Origin of the sequence: Micrococcus sp. R8502A1 (assembly GCF_006704135.1) — a bacterium.
Taxonomy (GTDB): Bacteria; Actinomycetota; Actinomycetes; order Actinomycetales; family Micrococcaceae; genus Micrococcus; species Micrococcus luteus.
In genome coordinates this window covers 1-22,662 of the sequence record NZ_VIGS01000037.1, presented here as the reverse complement: position 1 = coordinate 22,662, position 22,662 = coordinate 1, and the positions used below count along the sequence as shown (strand labels likewise).

The 22,662-nt window shown below is 75.8% G+C and carries 19 protein-coding genes; 13 read left to right on the top strand and 6 right to left on the bottom strand.

The features are described from left to right. Positions 1–154: 154 nt before the first annotated feature. The 3 genes from guaA (at position 155) to FLM69_RS08000 (ending at position 5,809) form a co-directional block, all read left to right on the top strand. Positions 155–1,723: a glutamine-hydrolyzing GMP synthase gene (gene guaA, locus FLM69_RS08010; protein WP_141843786.1), complete on the top strand. Its 1,569-nt coding sequence runs from the start codon at positions 155–157 to the stop codon at positions 1,721–1,723. Positions 1,724–1,821: 98 nt separating this feature from the next. After that, positions 1,822–5,580 (top strand): DUF4011 domain-containing protein, encoded by a 3,759-nt coding sequence (locus tag FLM69_RS08005; RefSeq protein ID WP_141843784.1) that lies wholly within the window; start codon positions 1,822–1,824, stop codon positions 5,578–5,580. Further along, the gene (locus FLM69_RS08000) at positions 5,570–5,809 is read left to right on the top strand and encodes a hypothetical protein (RefSeq protein ID WP_141843782.1); all 240 of its coding nucleotides are present in this window, start codon (positions 5,570–5,572) and stop codon (positions 5,807–5,809) included. The genes FLM69_RS08005 and FLM69_RS08000 overlap by 11 nt, the downstream gene beginning before the upstream one ends. A 20-nt stretch (positions 5,810–5,829) precedes the next feature. Here FLM69_RS08000 and FLM69_RS07995 read toward each other — a convergent pair whose 3' ends face one another. Both FLM69_RS07995 and FLM69_RS07990 read right to left on the bottom strand, forming a co-directional pair. Next, the gene (locus tag FLM69_RS07995; protein ID WP_049147734.1) at positions 5,830–6,108 is read right to left on the bottom strand and encodes an FmdB family zinc ribbon protein; all 279 of its coding nucleotides are present in this window, start codon (positions 6,106–6,108) and stop codon (positions 5,830–5,832) included. Positions 6,109–6,196: 88 nt separating this feature from the next. After that, positions 6,197–6,862 carry a 5-formyltetrahydrofolate cyclo-ligase gene (locus FLM69_RS07990; protein WP_233569955.1) on the bottom strand — a complete coding sequence of 222 codons (666 nt, stop codon included), beginning with the start codon at positions 6,860–6,862 and terminating at the stop codon, positions 6,197–6,199. Positions 6,863–6,919: 57 nt separating this feature from the next. Here FLM69_RS07990 and FLM69_RS07985 point away from each other — a divergent pair, with 57 nt between their 5' ends. From FLM69_RS07985 to FLM69_RS07975, 3 genes are all read left to right on the top strand, one after another. After that, entirely contained in the window at positions 6,920–7,546 is a 627-nt protein-coding gene (locus FLM69_RS07985) for a GNAT family N-acetyltransferase (RefSeq protein ID WP_141843780.1), read from the top strand. 76 nt (positions 7,547–7,622) lie between these two features. After that, positions 7,623–8,534, top strand: coding sequence for a hypothetical protein (locus FLM69_RS07980; RefSeq protein WP_141843778.1), 912 nt, complete (start codon positions 7,623–7,625; stop codon positions 8,532–8,534). Between the two features lie 22 nt (positions 8,535–8,556). Beyond that, a complete protein-coding gene (locus FLM69_RS07975; protein WP_141843776.1) occupies positions 8,557–9,792 on the top strand; it encodes a phosphotransferase in 1,236 nt (411 codons plus the stop codon). Between the two features lie 64 nt (positions 9,793–9,856). On the opposite strand, the gene FLM69_RS07970 is transcribed toward FLM69_RS07975, so the two are convergent. Further along, on the bottom strand, positions 9,857–11,692 hold the full coding sequence (locus FLM69_RS07970; protein ID WP_141843775.1) for a hypothetical protein: 1,836 nt from the start codon (positions 11,690–11,692) through the stop codon (positions 9,857–9,859). A gap of 159 nt (positions 11,693–11,851) precedes the next feature. On the opposite strand from FLM69_RS07970, the gene FLM69_RS07965 reads away from it, so the two are divergent. From FLM69_RS07965 to FLM69_RS07945, 5 genes are all read left to right on the top strand, one after another. Beyond that, positions 11,852–12,328, top strand: coding sequence for an NUDIX hydrolase (locus tag FLM69_RS07965; RefSeq protein WP_063190123.1), 477 nt, complete (start codon positions 11,852–11,854; stop codon positions 12,326–12,328). Continuing rightward, the gene (locus FLM69_RS07960; protein ID WP_141843773.1) at positions 12,325–13,452 is read left to right on the top strand and encodes a glycine betaine ABC transporter substrate-binding protein; all 1,128 of its coding nucleotides are present in this window, start codon (positions 12,325–12,327) and stop codon (positions 13,450–13,452) included. Before FLM69_RS07965 ends, FLM69_RS07960 begins: the two co-directional genes overlap by 4 nt. Before the next feature lie 83 nt (positions 13,453–13,535). Next, the gene (locus FLM69_RS07955) at positions 13,536–14,774 is read left to right on the top strand and encodes a pyridoxal phosphate-dependent aminotransferase (RefSeq protein ID WP_141843772.1); all 1,239 of its coding nucleotides are present in this window, start codon (positions 13,536–13,538) and stop codon (positions 14,772–14,774) included. After that, positions 14,767–15,684 carry a PPK2 family polyphosphate kinase gene (locus tag FLM69_RS07950; RefSeq protein WP_141843770.1) on the top strand — a complete coding sequence of 306 codons (918 nt, stop codon included), beginning with the start codon at positions 14,767–14,769 and terminating at the stop codon, positions 15,682–15,684. The genes FLM69_RS07955 and FLM69_RS07950 overlap by 8 nt, the downstream gene beginning before the upstream one ends. A 128-nt stretch (positions 15,685–15,812) precedes the next feature. Continuing rightward, on the top strand, positions 15,813–16,397 hold the full coding sequence (locus tag FLM69_RS07945) for a type 1 glutamine amidotransferase domain-containing protein (RefSeq protein WP_141843768.1): 585 nt from the start codon (positions 15,813–15,815) through the stop codon (positions 16,395–16,397). A gap of 147 nt (positions 16,398–16,544) precedes the next feature. Here FLM69_RS07945 and FLM69_RS07940 read toward each other — a convergent pair whose 3' ends face one another. Together FLM69_RS07940 and xseA are read right to left on the bottom strand one after the other, a co-directional pair. Continuing rightward, positions 16,545–16,832 (bottom strand): exodeoxyribonuclease VII small subunit, encoded by a 288-nt coding sequence (locus FLM69_RS07940; protein WP_043281217.1) that lies wholly within the window; start codon positions 16,830–16,832, stop codon positions 16,545–16,547. Continuing rightward, positions 16,829–18,142 carry an exodeoxyribonuclease VII large subunit gene (gene xseA, locus FLM69_RS07935; protein ID WP_141843766.1) on the bottom strand — a complete coding sequence of 438 codons (1,314 nt, stop codon included), beginning with the start codon at positions 18,140–18,142 and terminating at the stop codon, positions 16,829–16,831. The genes FLM69_RS07940 and xseA overlap by 4 nt, the downstream gene beginning before the upstream one ends. A 187-nt stretch (positions 18,143–18,329) precedes the next feature. Here xseA and FLM69_RS11685 point away from each other — a divergent pair, with 187 nt between their 5' ends. Together FLM69_RS11685 and FLM69_RS07925 are read left to right on the top strand one after the other, a co-directional pair. Further along, positions 18,330–19,418 carry a hypothetical protein gene (locus FLM69_RS11685; RefSeq protein ID WP_141843765.1) on the top strand — a complete coding sequence of 363 codons (1,089 nt, stop codon included), beginning with the start codon at positions 18,330–18,332 and terminating at the stop codon, positions 19,416–19,418. 53 nt (positions 19,419–19,471) lie between these two features. Beyond that, positions 19,472–20,578 (top strand): 4-hydroxy-3-methylbut-2-enyl diphosphate reductase, encoded by a 1,107-nt coding sequence (locus FLM69_RS07925; RefSeq protein ID WP_141843763.1) that lies wholly within the window; start codon positions 19,472–19,474, stop codon positions 20,576–20,578. Positions 20,579–20,700: 122 nt separating this feature from the next. Here FLM69_RS07925 and FLM69_RS07920 read toward each other — a convergent pair whose 3' ends face one another. Further along, entirely contained in the window at positions 20,701–22,401 is a 1,701-nt protein-coding gene (locus FLM69_RS07920) for a DASS family sodium-coupled anion symporter (protein WP_141843761.1), read from the bottom strand. Positions 22,402–22,662 lie beyond the last annotated feature (261 nt).

Sequence of the window (22,662 nt, the reverse complement as noted above, 5' to 3'; positions counted from 1 at the left end):
CTTACCCCATCTATTTAAACTTTGTATATCGCTCGAAATACCGCATCGGGTTATGTGTTGTGAAAATGGCGAGCCACTGGTGGTCTCCCCTTATCCGATCGTCGGCCGCGTCATATGTGTATAGGCGACAGCCCCCGCCCCGCTCAGCGACGTGATGCCCACGGTGCTGGTGCTGGACTTCGGCGCCCAGTACGCGCAGCTCATCGCGCGTCGTGTGCGCGAGGCCAACGTCTACTCCGAGGTCGTGCCCGCCTCCACCCCGGCGGCGCAGATCCTGGAGCGTAAGCCCGCGGCGCTGATCCTCTCGGGCGGGCCGTCGTCGGTGTACGAGCCCGGCGCCCCGCAGCTGGACCCGGCGCTGCTCGAGGCCGGGGTGCCCGTGCTGGGCCTGTGCTACGGCTTCCAGTCGATCGCGCACGCTCTCGGCGGCACCGTGGCCAAGACCGGCACCCGGGAGTACGGCTCCACCCGCCTGGACTCGGTGGATGCCGACTCCGTGCTGTTCGCGGACCAGGACCTCGAGCAGGTCGTGTGGATGTCCCACGGGGACGCCGTGACGCAGGCGCCCGAGGGCTTCGCCGTGACGGCCTCCACCGCGGGCGCCCCCGTCGCCGCGTTCGAGGACCGCGAGCGCCGCATCTACGGCGTGCAGTGGCATCCCGAGGTGGGCCACTCCTCCCGCGGCCAGCGGGTGCTCGAGAAGTTCCTGCACGTGGGTGCGGGCCTGGGCGCGGACTGGACGGCCAGCGGCGTGATCGAGGAGCAGGTCGAGCGCATCCGCGAGCAGATCGGGGACAAGCGGGCCATCTGCGGCCTGTCCGGCGGCGTGGACTCCGCCGTGGCCGCGGCCCTCGTGCAGCGCGCCATCGGCGACCGCCTCACCTGCGTCTACGTGGACCACGGCCTCATGCGCGAGGGCGAGTCCGCCGAGATCGAGCAGGCCTTCGGCGAGGCCCACGGCGGCGCCCGCCTCGTGATGGTGGACGCGCGCGAGGACTTCCTGTCCGCGCTGGCCGGCGTCACCGACCCCGAGGCCAAGCGCAAGATCATCGGGGAGCGGTTCATCCGCACCTTCGAGAAGGCGCAGGCGGACATCGTCCTCGAGTCCGAGCACGACCCGGACGCCACCGAGGTCCGCTTCCTCGTGCAGGGCACGCTCTACCCGGACGTCGTCGAGTCCGGCGGCGGGGACGGGGCGGCCAACATCAAGTCCCACCACAACGTGGGCGGCCTGCCGGACGACATCGAGTTCGAGCTGTGCGAGCCGCTGCGCGAGCTGTTCAAGGACGAGGTCCGCGCCGTGGGCGCCGAGCTCGGCCTGCCCGAGGGCATCGTGCACCGCCAGCCGTTCCCGGGCCCGGGTCTGGGCATCCGCATCATCGGCGAGGTCACCCAGGAGCGCCTGGACCTGCTGCGCCGCGCGGACGCGATCGTGCGCGCCGAGCTCACCGCGGCCGGGCTGGACCGCCAGATCTGGCAGTGCCCGGTGGTGCTGCTCGCGGACGTGCGCTCCGTGGGCGTGCAGGGTGACGGCCGGACCTACGGCCACCCGGTCGTCCTGCGCCCCGTCACCAGCGAGGACGCCATGACGGCGGACTGGGCACGGATCCCGGACGACGTCCTGTCCCGCATCTCGAACCGCATCACCAACGAGGTCGACGGCGTCAACCGGGTCGTGCTCGACGTGACCAGCAAGCCGCCGGGCACCATCGAGTGGGAGTGAGCGGCGCGTCCGGCGCCGCATCCGGCCGCCCCTGACCGGGGCGGCCGTCCGCACGAAGACCGCCTGGACCCAGGCGACGGAGGAAGGACCGCACGCACGTGACCGAGCAGGAGTTCCCGCGCCTGGCCCGCGCCCGCGCCGCCGCACGCCCCGACGAGGGGCAGACCCGCCCCGACCCGGCCGCCTGGGTGTCCTCCCTGGGCTCGGGTGCCGAGAACGACACGATGCTGCGGTTCGCGCCCTCGGCGGCCAACAGCATCGACCTCACGGAGGCGAACTCCTCCGGCGTCTCGCAGCTGCTGCTGGGGCGGCGCACCCGCCTGTCCACCCTGCTGCCGGCCGGCCCGGTGCTGGACGCGGCGCACGAGGTCTCCCTCGGCCTGCGCGCCAAGGTCCGCGAGCTGGCGGAGGAACGCGGCATCGACGTCGGGGCGCTCGCCGTGGGCGTGGCCACGTGGACGGCTGAGGAGGACGGCCGGCGGGAGCGCCGCTCCGCCCCCGTGCTGCTGGCCCGCGTGGCCCTGACGGTGCGCCGCGGCGCCCGGGGCCGGGACGAGCTGGAGGTCCAGATCACCGAGCCGGCCCGCCTGAACCCGGCGCTCGTGCGGAATCTGCGCCGGCACCACGGCATCGCCCTGGACCCCGAGGCGTACCAGCAGGCCGCCTACGCCACGGCGCGCCTCGAGCCCGCCCCCGCGTTCGCCCGCCTGCGCGAGGAGACCGCCGCGATCGCGGACCTGCACATCGAGGACTGCCTGCTCGTCTCCACGTTCGCGGACCTCGGCGAGACCGCCTCGCTGCCCGCCTCCCTCGAGGATCTGCCGGTCGTGCAGGCCCTGTACGACGCCGGCACCGGCATGGTGCCGCGCCCGCCGGCGCTGCAGCCCACGGGCGCGCCCGCGGAGGACGACGTCGCCCCGGCCGACGAGCGCCTCGTCGTCGACGTCGACGCCGCCCAGGCGCGCGTGCTCGAGCACGCCGCGGCGGGGGACTCCCTCGTGGTGGCGGCCGCCCCCGGCACCGGGCAGACCCAGACCGCCGCCGCCCTGGCCGCGCGCCTGGCCTGGGAGGGCCGGCGCGTGCTGGTCGTGGCCGAGCGCTCCGCCGCCCTGGCCGACGTGCTCGACCGCCTCGAGGAGGCGGACCTGCGCTCGATCGCGCTGGATGTGCCCGCCAACGCGGACCCCGAGCTGCTCCGCCGCCAGCTCGTGCAGGCCGTCCTGCGCTCCGAGCGGGCCGTGGACCCCGACACCGCCCGGGACGAGGCCGCGCTGACCGAACGGCGGCGCCGGCTGCAGGAGCACGTCGGCTCGCTGCACCACGTCCGCCCCCGCTGGGGCTGCTCGCCGTTCCAGGCGATGCAGGCCCTGGCCGCCCTGACCGGGCTCGAGACGCCGCCGGCCACCACCGTGCGCCTCAAGCGCTCCGTGCTGGACTCCACCGTGAACCGGCAGGCCGTGGGTGAGCAGCTCGTGCGCGCCGGGGAGCTCGGCGCGTTCTCGGCCGCCGCCACCGAGAGCCGCTGGTTCGGCGCCCGCGTGCGCAACGTGCAGGAGACCGAGGCCGCCTCGGAGCTGGCCGACGAGCTGGCGGCGGCCCTGCACACCACCCGACGCGCCGTGGACACCGCCGCCGCCCAGGCCGGCCTGCGCCCCGAGCGCACGGTGGCCGGCTGGGCGGAGCAGGCGGACCTCTACCGCCGCGTGGCCCGCACCCTCACCGAGTTCACCCCCGAGGTGTTCTCCCTCGACGTGCCCCAGCTGGTCGCGGCGACCGCCACCAGCTCGTGGCGGCGCCTCCACCTGGTCGAGATGTCCTCGGTGGCCCGGTCCCGCCTGCGCCGCGCGGCCAAGGACGCGGTCCGCCCGGGCGTGCAGCCCACGGACCTGCACGGCGCCCTCGTGGACGCCGCCGCCGTCCTGGAGGACTGGAACCGCCACGCCGCCGAGCCGGGCACGCCCCCGCAGGTGCCGGACCAGGGCGAGCACGTGATGGGCCACGTCGGCCAGGTGCGCGAGCACCTGCGCCGGCTCGAGGGCGTCCTCGCCCCCGAGGCCGTGGCCGAGGGGCCGCTGGACGAGCGCGACGTGGACGACCTCGTGGCCGCCGTCGACGGGCTCGTGGCGGACCGCGACACCCTGGCCACGCTGCCCGAGCGCACCCTCGTGCTGGACAGCCTGCGCGACCACGGCCTGGCGGAGCTGCTCGAGGACCTGCGCGAGCGGGAAGTGCCCACCGAGGCCCTGACCGCCGAGCTCGAGCTCGCGTGGTGGCAGTCCGCCCTCGAGGCGATGATCTCCGGGGACGACTTCCTCGCCATGATGAGCGGGGCGGACCTGACCGAGGTCGAGCGCGGGTTCCGCGACCTGGACCGCGCCCATCTCGAGCGCGGCGGCGCCCGGCTCTCCGCCGCGTTGGCCGCGCGCTGGCGGGAGGCGCTGCGCACCTATCGCGCGGACGCGGCCGTGCTGCGCACCCTGCTCAAGCAGGGCAGCCCCACGGTCGAGTCCCTGGCCACGATCACCCCCGAGCTCCTGCAGCCGCTCGTGCCGGTGGTCACCACCTCGCCCATGGCCCTGTCCGAGTTCCCCCCGGAGTGGCGCGCCGACGTCGTCGTGCTGCTGGAGGCCGACGCGACCGCCCTGGCCACCGCGATGGGCGCGCTCACCCGCGCGCCCCAGGTGGTGGCCCTCGGCGACCCGGTGATCGGGCGCCCGCAGTCGTTCCAGGTCTCCGTGGACCCGACGGCGACCGCCGGGCCCCTGCGCCCGCTGCGCTCGGCCCACGACGCGCTGGACGAGGTGCTGCCCACCCTGCCGCTGCGCACCGTGCACCGTCCCCTCGAGCGGCGCCTGGTGCGCCTGCTCTCCGCGCTCGCCTATGACGGCGCCCTGGACGCGCTGCCCACCGCGGGCGAGGCCACCGGCCGGGATCGTGCCGTCACGGCCGAGTACCTGCCCGAGGGCACCGGCATCCCGATGACCGGCGGCGACGTGGTCGAGTCCACGAACGCCGAGGTCGCCCGCACCGTGGAGCGCGTGTTCGAGCACATCCGCGACCGGCCCGACCAGTCCCTGGCCGTGGTCACGGTGTCCGAGCAGCACGCCCGCCGCGTGGCCGCCGCCGTGCAGGCCACGGCCGCGCAGGCGCCGTGGGCCCACGAGTTCCTCGCCCGCGGCCGCGGCGAGGACGCCGCCGAGGCCGAGCCGTTCGTGATCGTGCCGGTCGTGCGCGCCGCCTCCGTGGTGCGCGACGCCGTGATCCTCACCCCCGGCTACGGCCGCACCCCGCACGGGCGCGTGGTGCACCACTTCGGCGCCTTCTCCGACCCGGACGGCGAGCGCATGGTCACGGTCGCGCTCACCCGCGCCCGCCGGCGCCTGCACCTCGTCTCCGCGCTGCGCGCCGCGGACCTGGACGAGGACCGGCTCGACGGCGGCGCCCTCTGGTTCCTGCGGCTGCTCGAGGCCTACCTGGGCGACGACGCCGCGGACCCGGTGGGCACGGTGGGCGATCCGCTGCTGGCCGATCTGCGCGACCGGCTCGAGGAGCACGGCGCCCGCGTCCTGCCCCGCTACGCCGGCGTCATGGACCTGGCCGTGCTCGATCCGCGCGCGGACGAGGCGCCCCGTCCGCTGGCCCTGGCCGGCGACGGCGGCGAGGTGTACCGCGCCCTCACGGTGCGGCAGCGCTCGCGGACCCTGCCCGAGGGGCTCGAGGCCCGCGGCTGGGAGCCCCGGACCCTGTGGGCGATCGACGTGTTCGCGGACCCGGAGTCCGTGGCCCGCGAGCTGGCCGACCGGCTGGGCGTGGAGCCGGCGGACGAGACGGACGAGACCGACGACGATGTCCGCTGACGGCGCGCCGCGCCGCCGCGGCCCGCGCCGGGCGGACGCCCCGGGCACCGGCCCGGCAGCCGCCGACGGCCGCGAGCCGCGCCTGCCCGAGATGCCCCGGCTGAGCGGGCAGGCCGGGACGTCGCCGGCGACCGCACCGACCGGGGACAGGGCCGGGGTCGAGACCGGTGCGGCCGAGGCCGAGCGTGACCGCTGGCTGCGCGAGCAGCGCCCGCCCCACTGGGGCTGAGCCGGCCCGGTGCGGCCGGGTCAGTCCGCGGCGGCGGAGGACGAGGACGACGTCGACGACGTCGAGGACCCGGCGGCCGAGTCCGAGGTCGATCCGCCGGCCGAGCCGGTGCCCCCGGTGCCGGAGCGCGAGTCGGTCCGGTAGAACCCGGAGCCCTTGAAGCTCACGCCGACCGAGCCGTACTGCTTGCGCAGGACGCCGCCGCACGCGGGGCACTCGGTGAGGGCGTCGTCGGTGAAGGCCTGGACGACGTCGAAGGCGTGGCCGCAGTCCTTGCAGCGGTAGGCGTAGGTGGGCATGCTCAGCTCCAGCTCGCTCGGGGCGCGCCGGGGCGCGCGGTTCTGGGGGGATCCGACCCCCGATGCTACTCCGCGCCGCGGGCCGGGCTCAGACCCAGCGCATCCCGGCCGCGGTGACGACGCCGTCCACGGGCCGGTCCGTGGGCTCGGCAGGGATGGCGCCTGCCGGCAGCAGCTCGTCCTCGAACACGAGGGCCACGGTCGGCACGCTCCGCGGCAGCTCGGCGAGGAAGCGGTCGTAGTAGCCCCCGCCCTGGCCCAGGCGCATCCCGTCCTCGGCCACCGCGAGCGCCGGCATGACCACCGCGGTCGCCGCCGCCAGCGCGTCGGTCCCGAGCCGTTCGCCCACGGGCTCGTCCACGGGGGCGTTCGCGGCGCGCGCCGTCGCGACGCCCGGGTGCCAGGAGGCCCAGCTCAGGCGTCGTTCCGGCTCGATCACGGGGACGAGCACCCGCGCCCCCGCGGCCAGCAGGCGGGCGCGCAGCCCACCGGTGTCCGGCTCGGTGGCCATCGGCAGCACGGTGGCCACCACCGGGGCGGTCCCGTCCGCGGTCGCCGCGGCCACGCGCGGGCCCAGCCACGCCCACAGGTGCTCGACGGCGGCCGCGGACTCGGCGGCGCGGCGCGCAGGGGAGCGGTCGCGGCGGGCGGTGCGCAGGCGCGCACGCAGGGCGGCCTTGGCGTCCACGACGTCGTCGACGCCGGCGACGGGGCCCGTGGCGGCGGGCTCGGGCACGGGAGGGGGAGTGCGCATGTCCCCATGATGCCCGCCGCACCGGTGCCGCGCCCGGCCGCGCATAGGATCGACGCCATGTCCTGGCAGCGTTCCCCCTGGCCCGTGACCCTGCGGCACGGCACCCTCGCCCTGCGGCCGCTGCGGCGGCGGGACCGGGAGGCGTGGGAGGAGCAGCGGGCGCACAACCGGGAGTGGCTGACGCCGTGGGACGCGACGAGCCCCGTGCCGGGCGCGGGTCCGGCGTCGTTCGGGCAGATGGTCCGCTGGCACGGCCGCCAGGGCCGGGACGGCAGCGCCTACACGTGGGGCATGGCCCTCGACGACGACCGCCCGGACCGGGACCGCCTGGTGGGGCTGCTGTCCCTGGGCGGGATCCAGTACGGCTCGGTGCTCTCCGGCTCGATCGGCTACTGGATCGACCGTCGCGAGGCCGGCCGGGGGCTGACCCCGACGGCCGTGGCCATGGCGACGGACTGGGCGTTCCGCAGCGCCGGTCTGCACCGGGTCGAGGTCAACATCCGCCCGGAGAACGCGGCCAGCCTGCGGGTCGTGGCGAAGCTCGGCCTGCGCGACGAGGGCCTGCGGCGCGCGTACCTGCACGTGGACGGCGCCTGGCGGGACCACCGGACGTTCGCGGTGACCGCCGAGGAGGTCCCCGACGGCCTGCTGGCCCGGTGGCTGGCCTCCCGGCCGCGCCCCTGAGCGGTCGACGGGACACGCCGAGTGCGGACACGCCGCGATGGCCGGACCGGTCCGCCCCCGGCGCTAGGCTGACCGCATGGACGAGACCACCGCGCCGACGAGGGCCGTGCAGGCCGCGCTCGACGCGCTGGCCGACGCCCGGGTGAGCGCGTCGCTGGTCATCGTGGCCCTCGTGGCCTTCCTGGCCTGGCGGCTCGTGCTGCGCCGCCATCGTCTCGCGTCCGCCCCCGCCCGCCCGTCGATGCCGAGGTCCTTCATGCACCGCCTGCAGAGCTCGCCCGCCGTCCGTGCCTTGACCGCCCGGTTCTCGGGCCGCCTGAGCGCCGCCGCCGACGCGGCGCGCACCGCCCGCGGCCGGACCGGCCTGCACATCCGGTGGGGGCGCACGGCGCTGTTCCTCGCCGCCCTCGTGGCCCTGCTCGTGTTCCTCGTGGCCGGGCTCGCCGCGGCGTTCGGCGCGGGCACGCTGTCCCTGGCCGGCTGGTCGCTCCTGTTCGCCGTGGCCGGGCTGGCCGGACTGCGGGCCCTCGCGGTCCGCGACCGCACCCGTCGCGCCCGGCCCGCCGCCGTCGTCGTCCCGGCGCGCCCCGCCGCCCCTGCGGCCGAGGAGCGGCAGGCCCCGGCGGCGGACCCCGAGCGGGACCGCCGCGTGCTGGAGACCGTGCTGGCCTTCGAGACCGAGGCGCCGCGCCCGGCCGCCGCGCCCGCCGCGCCCCGGGCCGAGCCCGTGGTGGTGACCGCCTCCGCCGCCGCCCCCGCAGCGGACCGCGCCGTGACCATCCCCACGGTGCCGCGCCCCACCTACCTGGACGCCCCGGAGATGGCCCGCCCCCTGCCGGCGCCGCTCGAGACCCCCGCCCCCACCGGCGCGGACACCCGGCCCCAGGACGCCGCGCGCACGGCGGACGATCAGATCAGCGCCGCCGCCGAGCAGGACATCGCCGCCCTGGACCTGGACAACGTCCTGGCGCGGCGCCGGGCCTGCTGAGCCCCGCCGGGCGGCCGCGCCCGTGAGCATCGACCGAGCCGCCGCGCGCCAGGCCGTCCGCGCGTCGGGCGAGCGCTGGCTGCGCACCCGAGCCGACGCCCTGCACCTGCAGCGGGGACGTCGGCTCGCGCGCGTCCTGGACCTGGACGTGATGACCGGACGCGCGGGCGACGCCCGCGTGCGCTCCCGCACCCTCGTCCTCGCCCGCGACCCCCGGCACCCCGCCGCCCCCGCCACGGCGTGCCCGCCCGTCCCGGGCGAGCGCGGGATCCTGGAGGACGGCACCCTGTGGTGGTGGGCCCCCGCCGACCCCGTCCTGCCAGGCCTCACGCTGACCGCCGACCCGGACGCGCTCGCGGCCCTGCTCGGCACGGCGCCGGGCCGGGCCCGCCTCACGTGGCGCGGCTACCGGCCGCGGGACCGCGCGGTCCTGGCCGTCGAGGCGACCGGCGACGACGGCGTCCTGGCCCGCACGTTCCTGAAGGTGCTCCCGCCCGCGCGCGCCGCACGGGTCGCCCGGCGGCAGGCCGCCGCGGGGGCGGCCGGGGTGCCGGTGCCCGCCGTCCGCGCGGCGCCGGAGCGCGGGGTGCTCCTGCTCGCGAGCGTGCCGGGCCTGCCCTGGCGGGCGCTGCTGGCCGGGCCCGAGGCCGCCGCGCTCGACCCCGCGCGGGTCGCCGCGCTGCTGGACCGGCTGCCGCCGGTGCCCGAGGAGCCTCCCGGCCCGGCGGGCCCCACGGCCGGGGCGGCCGGGGGCGCCGACGCGGACGACGGCGGACCCGCCGTCCTGCTCGAGCACGCCACGTGGGCCGCCGTCGTGCTGGACCCCGAAGCCCAGGACGAGGCCGCCGCCCGGGTGGAGCGGCTCCGCGCGGCGCTCGCGGCCGGGGACCCCGGCCCGCGCGTGCCCGTGCACGGCGACCTGCACCCGGGGAACCTGCACGTGGACGCGGCGGGGGAGCGGATCACCGGCGTGCTGGACGCCGACGACCTGGGCATGGGACACCGCGTGGACGACTGGGCCGTCCTGATCGCCCATCTCGAGGCGGGCGCCGTGGACCTCGGCGCCGGCGGCGCCGCGCTGCGCGCCGTGGCCGAGCGGTTCCGGCGCCACGCCCGCAGCGAGGTCGACGAGGTGGCGCTGGCCGCCCGCGTCGCGACCGTGCTCGCCGCCCTCGCGGCCCAGCCGACCGCGCCCCGCGCCGTGCGGTCCGCCCGCCGGGCCGCCGCCGACGCCGCCCTGGCCCGCGTCGGCCTCTGACCCGCGACGGCTGCCGCCACCGTCTGGCCGGGCCGTCGGGCCGGGCCACTCCCTCGAGCGGCGGTCAGTCCGCGCCGAGCCCCTCCCGGAGCGCGTCGAGCTCGTCCCGGACGCGCGCGGCGCCGTCGTGGTCCCCGAAGGCGGACAGGCACTGGTGCAGGCCCGTGAGCGCGCCGAGGCGCACGAGCGTGGAGTCGGTGGAGTCGCACACCAGGCGGAAGAGCGTCGCGGCCTGCTCGGGGCTGCCGTCCTCGGCCACCACGTAGGCGGCGAAGAGCTCGGCCTGCGCGGCGCCCTCGCGGTCCCCGGCGGCGGTGAACAGGTCGGCGGCCTGCAGCGCGGTGGCGATCGCCTCCGGCCCCCGCTCGAGCGACCACAGGGCACGGGCGCGGGTGTCCGTGTAGTCGGCCACCTGCCAGTCGGCGCCGGCGTCCCGCACGAGGGCGAGCGCCTCCTCGAGGAGGTCGAGGCCCTCCGCCTGGCCGGACTCGCACAGCAGGTACCCGTGCGCGTGCAGCGCGGCCGGCAGCACCGCCGGGTCCTCGTCCACCGCCTGGCGCGCGGCCGCGACCGCCCGCTCGAACAGGTCGAGGGCGGAGGGCCGGGTGCGTTCGTCGCGCTCGCGGTTCACGAGGGCGCCGGCGGCCAGGAGCGTGCGCGCGGCGTCCTCCCACTGGCCGTGGGCCTCGAACAGGCCGGCCGCCTCCCGCCACAGGGGCAGCGCGTTCTCGGCGCGGTCCTGGTCGTGGTGGGCGTGACCGAGGTCCACGAGGGCACGGGCCTGCTCGACGTCCCGGCCGTGGGTGGCCTCGCGGCGCACCAGCCGGGCGAGCAGGGGCTCGGCCTCGTCGGCGCGGCCGGCGAGCACGAGCTGGTGCGCCCACCAGTAGCTCAGGCTCGAGGCCTCCGGCGCCTCGGCCTTCTCCGCGTGCACGGAGGCCAGCTCCCACGCGGCCACGGCGACCTCCTCGTACCCGTCGAGGTCGCCGGCCACGCGCCCGGCCAGGGCCGCCGCGGAGGCGGCGCCGCGCCGCAGCCCGACCGAGGCCATCCGCTCCGCCGCCTCGAGCGCCAGGTCGAGGGCCGCCGTCGGACGGTCCAGCTCGTGGGCGGCGATCGCCCGCACCGTGGTGGCGGAGGCCAGGACGGCCCGGGCGGCGGGCAGCGCGGTGACGACGGCGGCCGCCGCGTCCGCCTCGGCGTGCTCGCCCCGCCACAGGTGCAGGCGGGCGAGCAGCAGATGCGCGCTGGACCACGAGCCGGTGGGCAGCAGGGCACCGGCCGCGCGCAGCCCGCCCAGGACGCCGATGACGCGGCGGGCCAGCTCGAGCGCGGCGTCCAGGTCCCCGGTGTGCACGCGGTGCACGGCCAGGGCCAGGGCGGCCTCGGGCAGGGCGGTGTCCCCGGGGTCCTCGCCGGGAGCGCCCGGCTCGTCCTCCACGACGCCGGCCAGCACCGCCGCCTCGACCGTGTCCGGATCACGCACGAGGGCGGCACCGAGCTGGGATTCGAGCCCGGCCTGCCGGGGCCGGCCGAGGTGGCGCAGCAGCGCCGCCCGGGCCTCCACCCAGCGGGTCAGGGCCGCCTCGTCCCCGACCTGGCCCGCGGCGACCGCGAGCGCCCGCAGCAGGGCGAGGCGGACGTCGTCCTGACCGGGCCCGAGCGCGGCCAGGCCGGAGTCGGCGAGGCGGGCGGACTCCCGGGGCTCGTCGCGCAGCGCGGCCTCGAGGGAGAGCTCCCACCAGCCGCGGGCGTCCAGGGCGGTCGGGGCGTCGGGCGCCGCGGTGACGCGGGCCTGCCGGAGCAGGGCGTGCACCCGGTCCAGGGCGGCGTCGACGGCCGGCTCCACGGGGCCGCCGGAGGTGTCGTCCCGGCAGGGCGGGTCCTGCGGGGTGTCCACGGGCGCTGCTCCTTCCGGGGGTGGGACGGGTGGTCCTCCAGCCTAGGGCGCGGGTCGGTGGGCCGTGCCGCTGTTCGCGGTGGGCGGTGCTCGTAGACTGGCCGGGCCCGCAGCGTCGCCCGCCGCGGGCCGTCCCACCGCCGCCAGGAGCCCGCAGCCATGAGCACCACCCCCGCCGCCCCGGATGCCGCCGGAGTGCACCCCGCCGGCCCGTTCCAGACGCGCGCCGGCGCCTACGCCCTGATCGTGGACGGCGGCCGCGTCCTGCTCAGCTCGTGGCAGGGGCCCGAGTTCCTGCAGTGGACGCTGCCCGGTGGCGGCATCGAGCTCGGCGAGAGCCCGGAGGAGGCGTGCCTGCGCGAGGTCTGGGAGGAGACCGGCCACACCGCCGAGCTCACGGGCCTGCTGGGCGTCACGACCGGGACGATCCCGGCGGAGAAGCGCCTGCGGGGCGAGCCGCTGCCGCTGCTCACCGTGCAGGTCCTCTACACCGCCCGCATCACGGGCGGCGTCCTGCGCCCTGAGGTCGGGGGATCCTCGACGGACGCGCGCTGGTTCGACCTCGCGGAGCTCAGCGGGCTGCGCACCGCCTCCTGGGTCACCGAGGCGCTCGCCCGTGCCGGGGTGGCCGCGTGAGCCGCCCCGCGGCCCTCGCCGCCTCCGCCCTCGTGCTGTCGCTGGCCCTGGGGGCGTGCGCGCCGCAGGCGGACGCCCCGCCGACGCCCTCGGCGTCAGGCGCGCCGATCACGGTCGTGCACGGCGGCGAGGGCCTGGAGGCCGCCGTCGCGGCGGTCCTGGCCCGTCACCTGCGCCTGCACGGCCACGCCGTGGCGGACGAGGACGGCGTCGCCGTGGAACAGCCCGCGTGGTCCGCCGCCGGCGGGGACACGGTCGCCGTCGTGGACACCCTGGCCCTGGCCGCCGCCGCCGACCCCGCAGCGGCGCTGCCGTCCCCGCCCACGCCGACGCCCACGCCGACGCCGACCGGGACGGAGGCCGGCACGTCCACGGGCACCGTGCCCACCCCCTCAGCCACCGCCTCCACCGCCGCCCCGAGCCCCACCGCGCTGCCCGTCGGCGACCCCGCGGCGGACGCCCCGGCGGCCGGGCGCGTCCTCGAGACGCTGCTCGCCGAGGAGACGGCCGCGGCGGGGACACCGCAGGACGAGGCCCCGGCGGCGCTGTCCTCGTCGGCGGGCGTGCTGCGCCTGACCGCGGTCGTCACCCAGACGACCGCGGCCCGGCTCGAGCTCGAGTCGATCACGGACCTCAACGGCCGGTGCGAGTCACTCACCGCCGTCGCACCCCCGCCCCTGACCGCCGCGGCGGATCCGGACGCGGCCACGGCCCTGCGCGCCCGCCTGGACCGGCTCGCCGGCTGCCGACCCGAGACCTGGCTGGCCGACACCGAGGACCCGAGCGCCGCCGTCGTCGCGGATGAGGCCCAGGTCGCGCTGCTGACCCGCACGGATCCGGAGATCGACGCGAACTCGCTCGTCCCGCTCGAGGACGACGGCCGCGTGCTCCCCGAGGGGCGGCTGACCGCCGTCGGCTCCGCCGCGACGCTGGACGACGACGCCGAACGGCGCATCGCCGAGGTGATGTCCGCCCTCGACGGCGACGGCCTGCGCGAGCTCGAACGGCTCACCACGGGCGACGACCCGCTTCCGGTCGCCGAGGCCGCGCAGTACTGGCTGGTGGACCACGGCCTGGAGGACGCGCCCGAGGACTGGTTCGTGCCCCGCGGCTCCTGGTTCTGAGCCCGCACGGGGGAGGGGTGCCGGCCCGCGTCGCACGAGCTCGACTGTGATGCACACCGCCCGGGGAGTGCCATGATGGGGGCATGCCGACCCCGCATCCCCGCCAGATCCGCCAGTCCGCCAAGCTGCTGAACGTCCGCTACGACGTGCGCGGCCCCATCCTGGAGGAGGCGCAGCGGATGGAGGCCGCGGGCCACCGGATCATGAGGCTGAACATCGGCAACCCGGCCCCGTTCGGCTTCGAGGCGCCGGACGCCGTCCTGGCGGCGATGCACCAGCACCTGCCCCACGCGCAGGGCTACTCGGACTCCAAGGGCATCTACTCGGCGCGCACCGCCGTCTCGCAGTACTACGAGTCCCGGGGCATCCGGGACATCGGCGTGGACGACGTGTTCATCGGCAACGGCGTGTCCGAGATGATCACGATGGTCCTGCAGGCCCTGGTCGACGACGGCGACGAGATCCTCGTCCCCTCGCCCGACTACCCGCTGTGGACCGGCGCCACCACCCTGGCCGGGGGCCGGGCGGTGCACTACCGCTGCGTCGAGGAGGAGGGCTGGGAGCCCGACCTCGAGCACATCGAGTCCCTCGTCACGGAGCGCACCAAGGGCATCGTCCTGATCAACCCGAACAACCCCACCGGCGCGGTCTACTCCCGCGCCGTGCTGCAGGGCATCGTGGACGTCGCCCGCCGCCACCACCTCGTCCTCATGGCGGACGAGATCTACGAGAAGATCACCTACGACGGCGCCCGCCACATCAACGCCGCCGGCCTGTCCGACGACGTGCTCACCCTGACGTTCTCCGGCCTGTCCAAGGCATACCGGGTGGCGGGCTACCGCTCCGGCTGGGTGGCCGTGTCCGGGCCGAAGCACCGGGCCGCCGACTTCCTCGAGGGCCTGACCCTGCTGGCCAACATGCGGATGTGCGCCAACGTGCCCGCGCAGCACGCCATCCAGGTGGCACTGGGCGGCTACCAGTCCATCAACGACCTCGTCCTGCCCGGCGGTCGGCTGCTCGAGCAGCGCAACCTCGCCCAGGACCGCCTGAACGCCATCCCCGGCGTGTCCGTGCAGCCGGCCCACGGCGCCCTCTACCTGTTCCCGCGGCTGGACCCGGAGGTCTACGCGATCGACGACGACGAGGCGTTCGTCATCGAGCTGCTGCGGGCGAAGAAGATCCTCGTCTCGCACGGCGGGGCGTTCAACTACCCGCACAGCGACCACTTCCGGCTCGTCACGCTGCCCAGCGTGAAGGACCTGAGCGTGGCCCTGGACCGCCTCGAGGACTTCCTCGAGGACTGGAGGGAGCGCCATGGCTGACACCCCGGCCACCGCGGCGGGCCGGCCCGCCCGTGCCACCGATTACGGCGTCTTGGACGCCCCCGCGCGGGAGCTGTTCGCCGCCCGCCGCGGGGACGAGGTCCGAGGCCCGGCCGACGTCGACGCCGCCGCGACGCCCGGCTACGGCGGGGACAAGGCGAAGGGCAAGAGGGACCTGGCCGCGCGCGGCCGGGCGCTCGCCGACCTGCAGGAGCTGCTGTTCGCCCAGTCGGTGCGCGACGCGCCCGTGGGGGAGGTGCCGTCCCTGCTGGTGATCCTGCAGGGAATGGACACCGCCGGCAAGGGCGGGATCATGCGCCACGTGATCGGGGCGATGGACCCGCAGGGCGTCCACCTGCACGCGTTCAAGGCGCCGACCCCGGAGGAGCGCGCCCACGACTTCCTGTGGCGCATCCGACCGCACCTGCCGCGGCCCGGCCTGGTCTCCGTGTTCGACCGCTCGCACTACGAGGACGTGCTCGTGCACCGCGTGCGCGGGCTCTCCCCGCTGGCCGAGGTAGAGGAGCGCTACGGGGCGATCCGCGAGTTCGAGGCGGCCGTGCGCGCCGCCGGGACGCGGATCATCAAGGTGATGCTGCGGATCTCGCCGGAGGAGCAGGCCGAGCGCCTGTTGGCCCGCCTGGACGACCCCACGAAGCACTGGAAGTTCAGCGAGGGCGACCTCGACGACCGCGCGTACTGGGACCAGTACACGGACGCGTACCGGATCGCGATCGAGCGGACGGACACCGAGGACGCGCCGTGGTTCATCGTGCCGGCGGACCGCAAGTGGTTCGCGCGGCTGGCGGTGCAGCAGCTGATCATCGAGACCCTGCAGGGGATGGGGCTGGACTGGCCGGAGGCGGACTTCGACGTCGCGGCGGCCCGCCGTCGCCTGCTGGCGGGCTGAGCGCCGCCGTCGTCGCGGTGGGTGGGGCAGTGGTGGTCGGACCTTGCCAGGCCCGGGGCCGCGGTGAGTGGATGGAGGAACACCGGGCGCCGCAGAGGCGTGCCGGACCCGATCCGAAAGGTGGACCCATGACTGAGAACGCTGTCCAGAACGCCCCGCTGACCGGCAAGACGGTCGCGTTCCTCGCGACCGACGGTGTCGAGCAGGTCGAGCTGACCTCCCCGTGGGAGGCCGTGATCGCCGCCGGCGCGACCCCCGTGCTCGTCTCCCCGAAGTCCGGCACCATCACCGCGATGAAGTCCGACTGGGAGCACGGCGAGTCCTTCGAGGTGAACACCACGGTGAAGGACGCCAAGGCCGAGGACTTCCACGGCCTCGTGATGCCGGGCGGCACCCTGAACGCGGACGCCCTGCGCATCGACACGGACGCCCAGGCGTTCGTGCGTGCCTTCTTCGAGCAGCACAAGCCGGTGGCGGCCATCTGCCACGCCCCGTGGACCCTGATCGAGGCCGGCGTCGTGGACGGTCGCCGTCTGACCAGCTACGCGTCCCTGGAGTCTGACCTGAAGAACGCGGGCGCCCAGTGGGTGGACGAGGAGGTCGTCGTGGACAACGGGCTGACCACCTCGCGCACCCCGGACGACCTCGACGCCTTCAACGCCAAGCTCGTGGAGGAGCTGGGCGAGGGCAAGCACGAGGACCAGACCGCCTGACCGACGTCGGGAGCAAGCCGCGTGGGGGCGGGGGCCGATGGCCCCCGCCCCCGCCGTTTCTCGACCGAAAGCGCCGCGGAGGCCGCCGTTTTTCGAACGAAAGCGCCCCGAAGGCCGCCGTTTCCCGAACGAAAGTGGGGGGCGTGGTCAGTCGACGTCGGGGGCGGCCTCGCCGCGCACCTGGTCGAGGCGGGCGCGGGCGCCGTCGAGCCAGGCCTGGCAACGGTCGGCCAGCGCCTCCCCGCGCTCCCACAGGGCCAGGGACTCCTCGAGGCCGGCGCCACCGGCCTCCAGCCTCCCCACGGTCTCCATCAGCTCGGCGCGCGCCTGCTCGTAGCTCATCCGGGCCACGTCCGAGACGTCCGCGGAGGTGAAGCCCTCCACGCCGCTGGGGCGGCCCGGGTCCTGCGTCTGCTCCATGCCCTGTTCACTCATGCCTGTCGTGTCCTCTCGTGGGATGGGGTCGGGGTGGGCCGATGCGTCGCGACGACGTCTGCGGCGATCCGCCCGACCGCCACGAGGATGTCGAGCCGGTCGTCCGGGGCGACCTGGTCCGCGTCGCGCACGACCTGTCCGGCGTGCTGGACCACGGCGTAGCCGCGGTCCAGGGTGCGCTGCGGGGACAGGGCGCGGACGCGGGCGCGCAGCTGCGTGAGTGCGTCCTCCTCGCGGACGAGCCGGTGGCCCAGGGCGGACCGGCCGCGCTCGCGCCACCGGTCCGTCTCCTCCTGCCGGGTGTCCACCATCACGTGCGGACGGGCCAGTACGGGCCGGGAGCGCAGGGCCGCGAGCCCCTCGGCCTCGGCGCGCACGCGGCGCTCGACGGCCGCGGCCAGCCGCAGGCGCGCGTCGGCGAGTCCCGCGGCCTCCTGGGCCGCGTCCGGGACGATCCGCTTGGCCGCGTCCGTGGGCGTGGAGGCGCGCAGGTCGGCGACGTCGTCGAGGACCGGGCGGTCCGCTTCGTGGCCGATCGCCGAGACGACGGGCGTGCGCGCCGCCGCCACGGCGCGCACCAGCGCCTCGTCTGAGAACGGCAGGATGACCTCCTCGAGCGCGCCGCCGCCGCGGGCGATGACGATGACGTCCACGGCCGGGTCGGCGTCGAGCTCGGCGAGGGCGGCGGCCACCTGACGAGGGGCCTCGGCGCCCTGCACGGCGACCTCACGGATCTCGAACTCGGCGGCGGGCCAGCGCAGCAGGGTGTTGCGCAGCACGTCCTTCTTCGCGTCCGAGTCGCGGCCGGTGATGAGCCCGATCCGGTGGGGGAGCAGGGGCAGGGGTCGTTTGCGCGCGGGGGAGGTCAGCCCCTCCTCGGCGAGGGCCCGGCGCAGCAGCTCCACGCGGGCCAGCAGATCGCCGAGGCCGACCGGTCGCATCTCCTGTACGTTCATGGACAGGCGCCCGGCCTTGAGCCAGAAGTTCGGCTTCACGCGCGCCACCACGCGGGAGCCCTGCTGGACGGTCCCGTCCAGGGTCGTGGCGACGTTCCGCCAGGCGGTGAGCGGCAGGGAGACCTCCTCCTCGAGGTCCCGCATGGTCATGTAGACGTTGCCGCGGTTGTTCTTGAACTCGATGAGCTGGCCCTCGATCCACGTGGCGGGCGCGCGCTCGATGTGGGCCTTGAGGTTCTCGGAGAACCGGCGCAGGGGCCACGGCCGCTCGGCGGAGGTCTCGCCCGCGCGGGCGGGCGCCGAGCCGGGCACGTCCGACGCCGCCGGGGCGCCCTCGGTCACGGGCTGGTCCATCCGGGTCCCTCCTGTCCGCGCCCGGTCCGCCCGGGCACGGGCCCACCGTACCGCCCTCGCCGGACGCGCAAGACGGCGCCCGGGCGTCCCCCGGACCCGCCGCCGGCCCGGTCGGGCGCTCAGACCGGGGAACGTCCGGCCAGGATCAGTACGCTCGACGGGGTCGGAACGGAACGGAAAGGACCTCATGCGCACCACCCTCAGCTTCCTCCTCGCAGCCCTGGCGGGCCTGCTGGCGGTGCTCGCGACGGCCGGTGCCCTCGTCGACGAGGCGACGCACCGCCCGGAGCTGCTGCGCGGGGTGACGGAGCAGGTCGCCGTGGACCCCGAGGTCCGCGCCGCCGTGCCGGGGGTGATCGACGACGTCGTGCACGACGCCATCCCCGAGCAGGTGCCGGGCCCGCTGGCCCAGGTGGCCGAGGACCTGCTGCGCCCGCTGGCCCAGCGTGTGGCGGACGACCCGCAGGTGGTGCAGGGCTGGTCCGACACCGCTGACGAGGCCCGGCGCGCCTGGCTCGCCCAGCTCGAGGACCCGCAGGGCGCGGACGAGCCCGGCTCGGGTGCGGACGTGACCATCCCGTTCGGTCCCGTAGCACAGTCCGGGATCACCGCCGCCCTGGGCGACATCGAACGTGACCTGCGCGAGGACCGGTTCGACCTGCCCGGGCAGGCGCTGCTGGAGACGATCGCGGGCGCGGACGTCGGCGACTGGGCCGCGGACACGCTGCTGGCACCCCTGTACGACCGCGCCGCGGACCTGCGGGACAGCACCGCGCTGCGCATGGACGCGCGCATCGACGCCTTGGCCGGCACGGACCGGGCCACCGTGCACCGCTGGGTGGACGCCTCCGCGCACTGGCGCTGGGCCGCCGCCGCGTCCGTGCTGGCGCTCGTGGGCGCCCTGCTGCTTGCCCCCCGAGGGCGACGGGGTCTCGCCGTGGCCGTGGCGGGTGCGGTCGCCCTGGCCGGCGGGCTGATCGGCGGCGCCCGCCTGGGTCCGGACGCGGTCCACCTCACGGCGCCCGAGGGGGCCTCCCCGGGGGTGGCCGCGTTCGTCCAGCAGATGGAGGAGGCCGCCCGCCCGGCGTTCGCAGCCGCCGTCGCCCCCTACCCCCAGACCCTGACCACCCTGGGCTGGATCGTGCTGGCCGCGGGCCTGCTGCTGGCCCTGGCCGAGCTCTGGGCCGCTCGGCGTGGCCGGGTCCGTGCCGCCCGGGCGGACGGTTCCTCCGCGGTGGGCCGCTCCCACAGCGCCGCCCACGTCACGTCGCGCTGAGCCCGCGGCGAAGCCCGGGCCCGGTCTGCGTCCCGGCCGATAGCATGGAGGGCATGTCCGCTCCCTCCGTCTCCGCCCGTCCGTCCGCCGTCGGCCTCGGGATGCCGCAGGTCCCGCGCGTTCGTCGTTCCCGTGAGGAGGTGGAGGCGGCCGCGCCCGTGTCCGGTGAGAAGCGCGTGCTGCTGGCCGCCCCCCGTGGCTACTGCGCCGGTGTGGACCGCGCCGTCGTCGCCGTCGAGAAGGCCCTCGAGCACCACGGCGCCCCCGTGTACGTGCGCAAGGAGATCGTCCACAACCGGCACGTCGTGGACACCCTGACCGACCGCGGTGTGGTGTTCGTCGACGAGCTGGACGAGGTGCCCGAGGGCGCCCTGACCGTGTTCTCCGCGCACGGCGTGTCCCCGGCCGTCGTCGAGGAGGCCGCCCAGCGCAACCTGCGCACCATCGATGCCACGTGCCCGCTCGTGACCAAGGTGCATCGCGAGGCCGTGCGCTTCGCCAAGCAGGACAAGCGGATCCTGTTGATCGGCCACGACGGTCACGAGGAGGTCGAGGGCACGTTCGGCGAGGCGCCCGAGCACACCACGGTGATCAACGACGTCGCCGAGGCCCGGACCGTCCAGGTGGAGGACCCGGACAACCTGATCTGGCTCTCCCAGACCACGCTCTCCGTGGACGAGACCCTCGAGATCGTCTCCGTGCTGCGCGAGCGGTTCCCTCACCTGCAGGACCCGCCCTCGGACGACATCTGCTACGCCACCTCCAACCGGCAGGCGGCCATCAAGTCGATCTCGCCGGAGTGCGACCTGGTGATCATCGTGGGCTCGGCGAACTCCTCGAACTCGGTGCGCCTCAAGGAGGTCGCCGCGGAGTACGGGGCCTCCCGCGCCGAGCGCGTGGACTTCGCCAACCAGGTGGACGAGTCCTGGTTCGAGGGCGTGGCCACCGTGGGCTTGTCCTCGGGCGCGTCCGTGCCCGAGGTGCTGGTGCAGGAGGTGCTCGCGCTGCTGGCCGAGTACGGCTACGGGCAGGTGGACGAGGTGGTGACCGCCGAGGAGGACATCATCTTCTCCCTGCCCAAGGAGCTGCGCGCCGAACTCAAGCGGGTGGGTGACGAGTCCCGCTCGCTCGGCGGACGTCGCCGCGACGCCGACGCCTGACCGCGCCCCTCGTCTCCTCGCTGAGGCCCGCAGACGCGCCGTCACGACGCCGGCGTCGCGGCGCGTCTGCGGGCCTCGGCGTTCCGGGCCTCGGCGTTCCGGGCCGGCGGGTGGTCAGGGACTCAGAGCCCGAAGACCCAGACGAGCAGGGTCATCGACGCGAGGGAGATGAGCACGGCGGCGATGATGTTCAGCCACACGCCGCCCTTCACCATCTGGCCGATGGTCACGTAGCCGGAGCCGTACGCGATGGCGTTCGGCGGGGTGGCCACGGGCAGCATGAACGCGCAGGTCGCGGCGAGGGCGACGGGCGCGGCCAGCATGAGCGGGGCGACGCCGGTGCCCAGGGCCACGCCGGAGGCGACCGGCAGGAACGTGGCCGCGGTGGCCGTGTTCGAGGTCATCTCGGTCAGCAGCAGGATGCCGACGGCGGCGATCACCACGAGCACCCACACGGGGATGTCACCGAAGCCCTTGACCTGCTCACCGAGCCACGTGGACAGGCCCGACTTGGAGAACTGACCGGACAGGGCCAGGCCGCCGCCGAACAGCAGGAGCACGCCCCACGGCAGCTCCTTGGCGGCCTCCCAGTCGAGCAGGCGCACGCCGCGCCCGGCCCCGCCACCGGCCGGCAGGAGGAACAGGATGAGCCCGACGACGATGGCGATGGCCGCGTCCGAGAGCAGCGGGGACGTCAGGTCCAGGACGTATTCGGAGATCAGCGGCACGGTGATCCAGGCCAGCGCGGCGAGGACGAAGACGGCGAGGACCTTGGCCTCGGGGGCGCTCATGCGGCCGAGGCGGGCCAGCTCGGCGGCGATCAGGTCGCGGCCGCCGGGGACCTCGTCGATCTCCGGGCGGAACAGCACGCGGGTGAGCAGGAACCAGCACGCGAAGAGCAGCACGACGGCGATCGGCACGCCGACCAGCATCCACTGGCCGAAGCCGATCTCCACGCCGTGCTCGGCGGCCATGTGGCCCGCGAGCAGGGTGTTGGGCGGGGTGCCGATGATGGTGCCGAGCGAGCCGATGGACGCGGCGTACGCGATGCCGAGCATGAGCGCGGTGCCGAAGTTCGACTTGGTGAGGGAGCGGATCTCGGCCTGCGTGGGGGCCTCGCCGGGCGCGGAGGCGGGCGCGGCGGGGCGGTCGACCGGGTCCGCGGTCTCGTCCGCAGTCAGGGCGTCGTCCGTGCCGTAGCGCTGGACGAGCACGAGGATGGACACGCCGATGGGGAGCATCATCACGGCGGTGGCGGTGTTGGACACCCACATGGAGATGAACCCGGTGGCGATCATGAAGCCCAGGACGAGGTTCACGGTCCTGGCGCCCATGAACTTCAGGACGCCGAGCGCGATGCGCCGGTGCAGGTTCCAGCGCTGCATGGCCAGGGCGAGCATGAAGCCGCCCATGAACAGGAAGATGATGTTGTTGCCGTAGCTCGCGCCGATGGAGTCGAAGGTGATGCCGCCGTCGGACTCCTCGGCGGGCACGCCGAGCGGGAAGATGACGAGCGGCAGCAGGGCGGTGGCGGGGATGGGCAGGGCCTCGGTCATCCACCACACGGCCATGAGCACGGCGGTGGCGGCGACGAGGCGGGGCCAGACGCCGAGGTCGCCCGGCATCAGCAGGAACAGGGCGACGGCGAGCAGGGGGCCGGCCACGAGGCCGATGATGCGCTTGACGTTCTCGCCGCCGGTCAGCGGCTCGTCACGCATGCCCGGGGAGAGCTCGTGTTCGAACTCCTGGGCGGCCGCTCGGGGGTTGAAGCGGGAGACGTGCTCGTTGACATTGCGCGGCGGGGGGAGTGGACGGGACTCCATGGGGCCTCCTCATCAGGTCAGGCCCTTGGCGCGGCCTGGCAATTCTCTGTGAGTTTCACGGTAGCAAGTGGCCCGGGACACGGAAAGACGACGTCGGGGCCGCGACGGCCCACCCCGGCTCTTCTACACATCCGACGCTGCCGACGAGCGCATAAGTGGAGATCTCGGGGGTTGCCCTCACCTTAAAACAACACACAACGACTAATAGTCCACCCGCCACCGCTGCCCGCAAACATCGTCACATGACACATCGACTTAAGA

Excerpts from the sequence above, each read along its gene's own strand:
- FLM69_RS11685 (WP_141843765.1), top strand. The coding sequence starts at position 18,330 with ATGCGCACCACCCTCAGCTTCCTCCTCGCAGCCCTGGCGGGCCTGCTG.
- FLM69_RS07955 (WP_141843772.1), top strand. The coding sequence starts at position 13,536 with ATGCCGACCCCGCATCCCCGCCAGATCCGCCAGTCCGCCAAGCTGCTG.
- FLM69_RS07920 (WP_141843761.1), bottom strand. The coding sequence starts at position 22,401 with ATGGAGTCCCGTCCACTCCCCCCGCCGCGCAATGTCAACGAGCACGTC.
- FLM69_RS08000 (WP_141843782.1), top strand. The coding sequence starts at position 5,570 with ATGTCCGCTGACGGCGCGCCGCGCCGCCGCGGCCCGCGCCGGGCGGAC.
- xseA (WP_141843766.1), bottom strand. The coding sequence starts at position 18,142 with ATGGACCAGCCCGTGACCGAGGGCGCCCCGGCGGCGTCGGACGTGCCC.
- FLM69_RS07950 (WP_141843770.1), top strand. The coding sequence starts at position 14,767 with ATGGCTGACACCCCGGCCACCGCGGCGGGCCGGCCCGCCCGTGCCACC.
- FLM69_RS07995 (WP_049147734.1), bottom strand. The coding sequence starts at position 6,108 with ATGCCCACCTACGCCTACCGCTGCAAGGACTGCGGCCACGCCTTCGAC.
- FLM69_RS07990 (WP_233569955.1), bottom strand. The coding sequence starts at position 6,862 with ATGCGCACTCCCCCTCCCGTGCCCGAGCCCGCCGCCACGGGCCCCGTC.
- FLM69_RS07945 (WP_141843768.1), top strand. The coding sequence starts at position 15,813 with ATGACTGAGAACGCTGTCCAGAACGCCCCGCTGACCGGCAAGACGGTC.
- guaA (WP_141843786.1), top strand. The coding sequence starts at position 155 with ATGCCCACGGTGCTGGTGCTGGACTTCGGCGCCCAGTACGCGCAGCTC.
- FLM69_RS07940 (WP_043281217.1), bottom strand. The coding sequence starts at position 16,832 with ATGAGTGAACAGGGCATGGAGCAGACGCAGGACCCGGGCCGCCCCAGC.
- FLM69_RS07980 (WP_141843778.1), top strand. The coding sequence starts at position 7,623 with ATGGACGAGACCACCGCGCCGACGAGGGCCGTGCAGGCCGCGCTCGAC.
- FLM69_RS07965 (WP_063190123.1), top strand. The coding sequence starts at position 11,852 with ATGAGCACCACCCCCGCCGCCCCGGATGCCGCCGGAGTGCACCCCGCC.
- FLM69_RS07985 (WP_141843780.1), top strand. The coding sequence starts at position 6,920 with ATGTCCTGGCAGCGTTCCCCCTGGCCCGTGACCCTGCGGCACGGCACC.
- FLM69_RS07925 (WP_141843763.1), top strand. The coding sequence starts at position 19,472 with ATGTCCGCTCCCTCCGTCTCCGCCCGTCCGTCCGCCGTCGGCCTCGGG.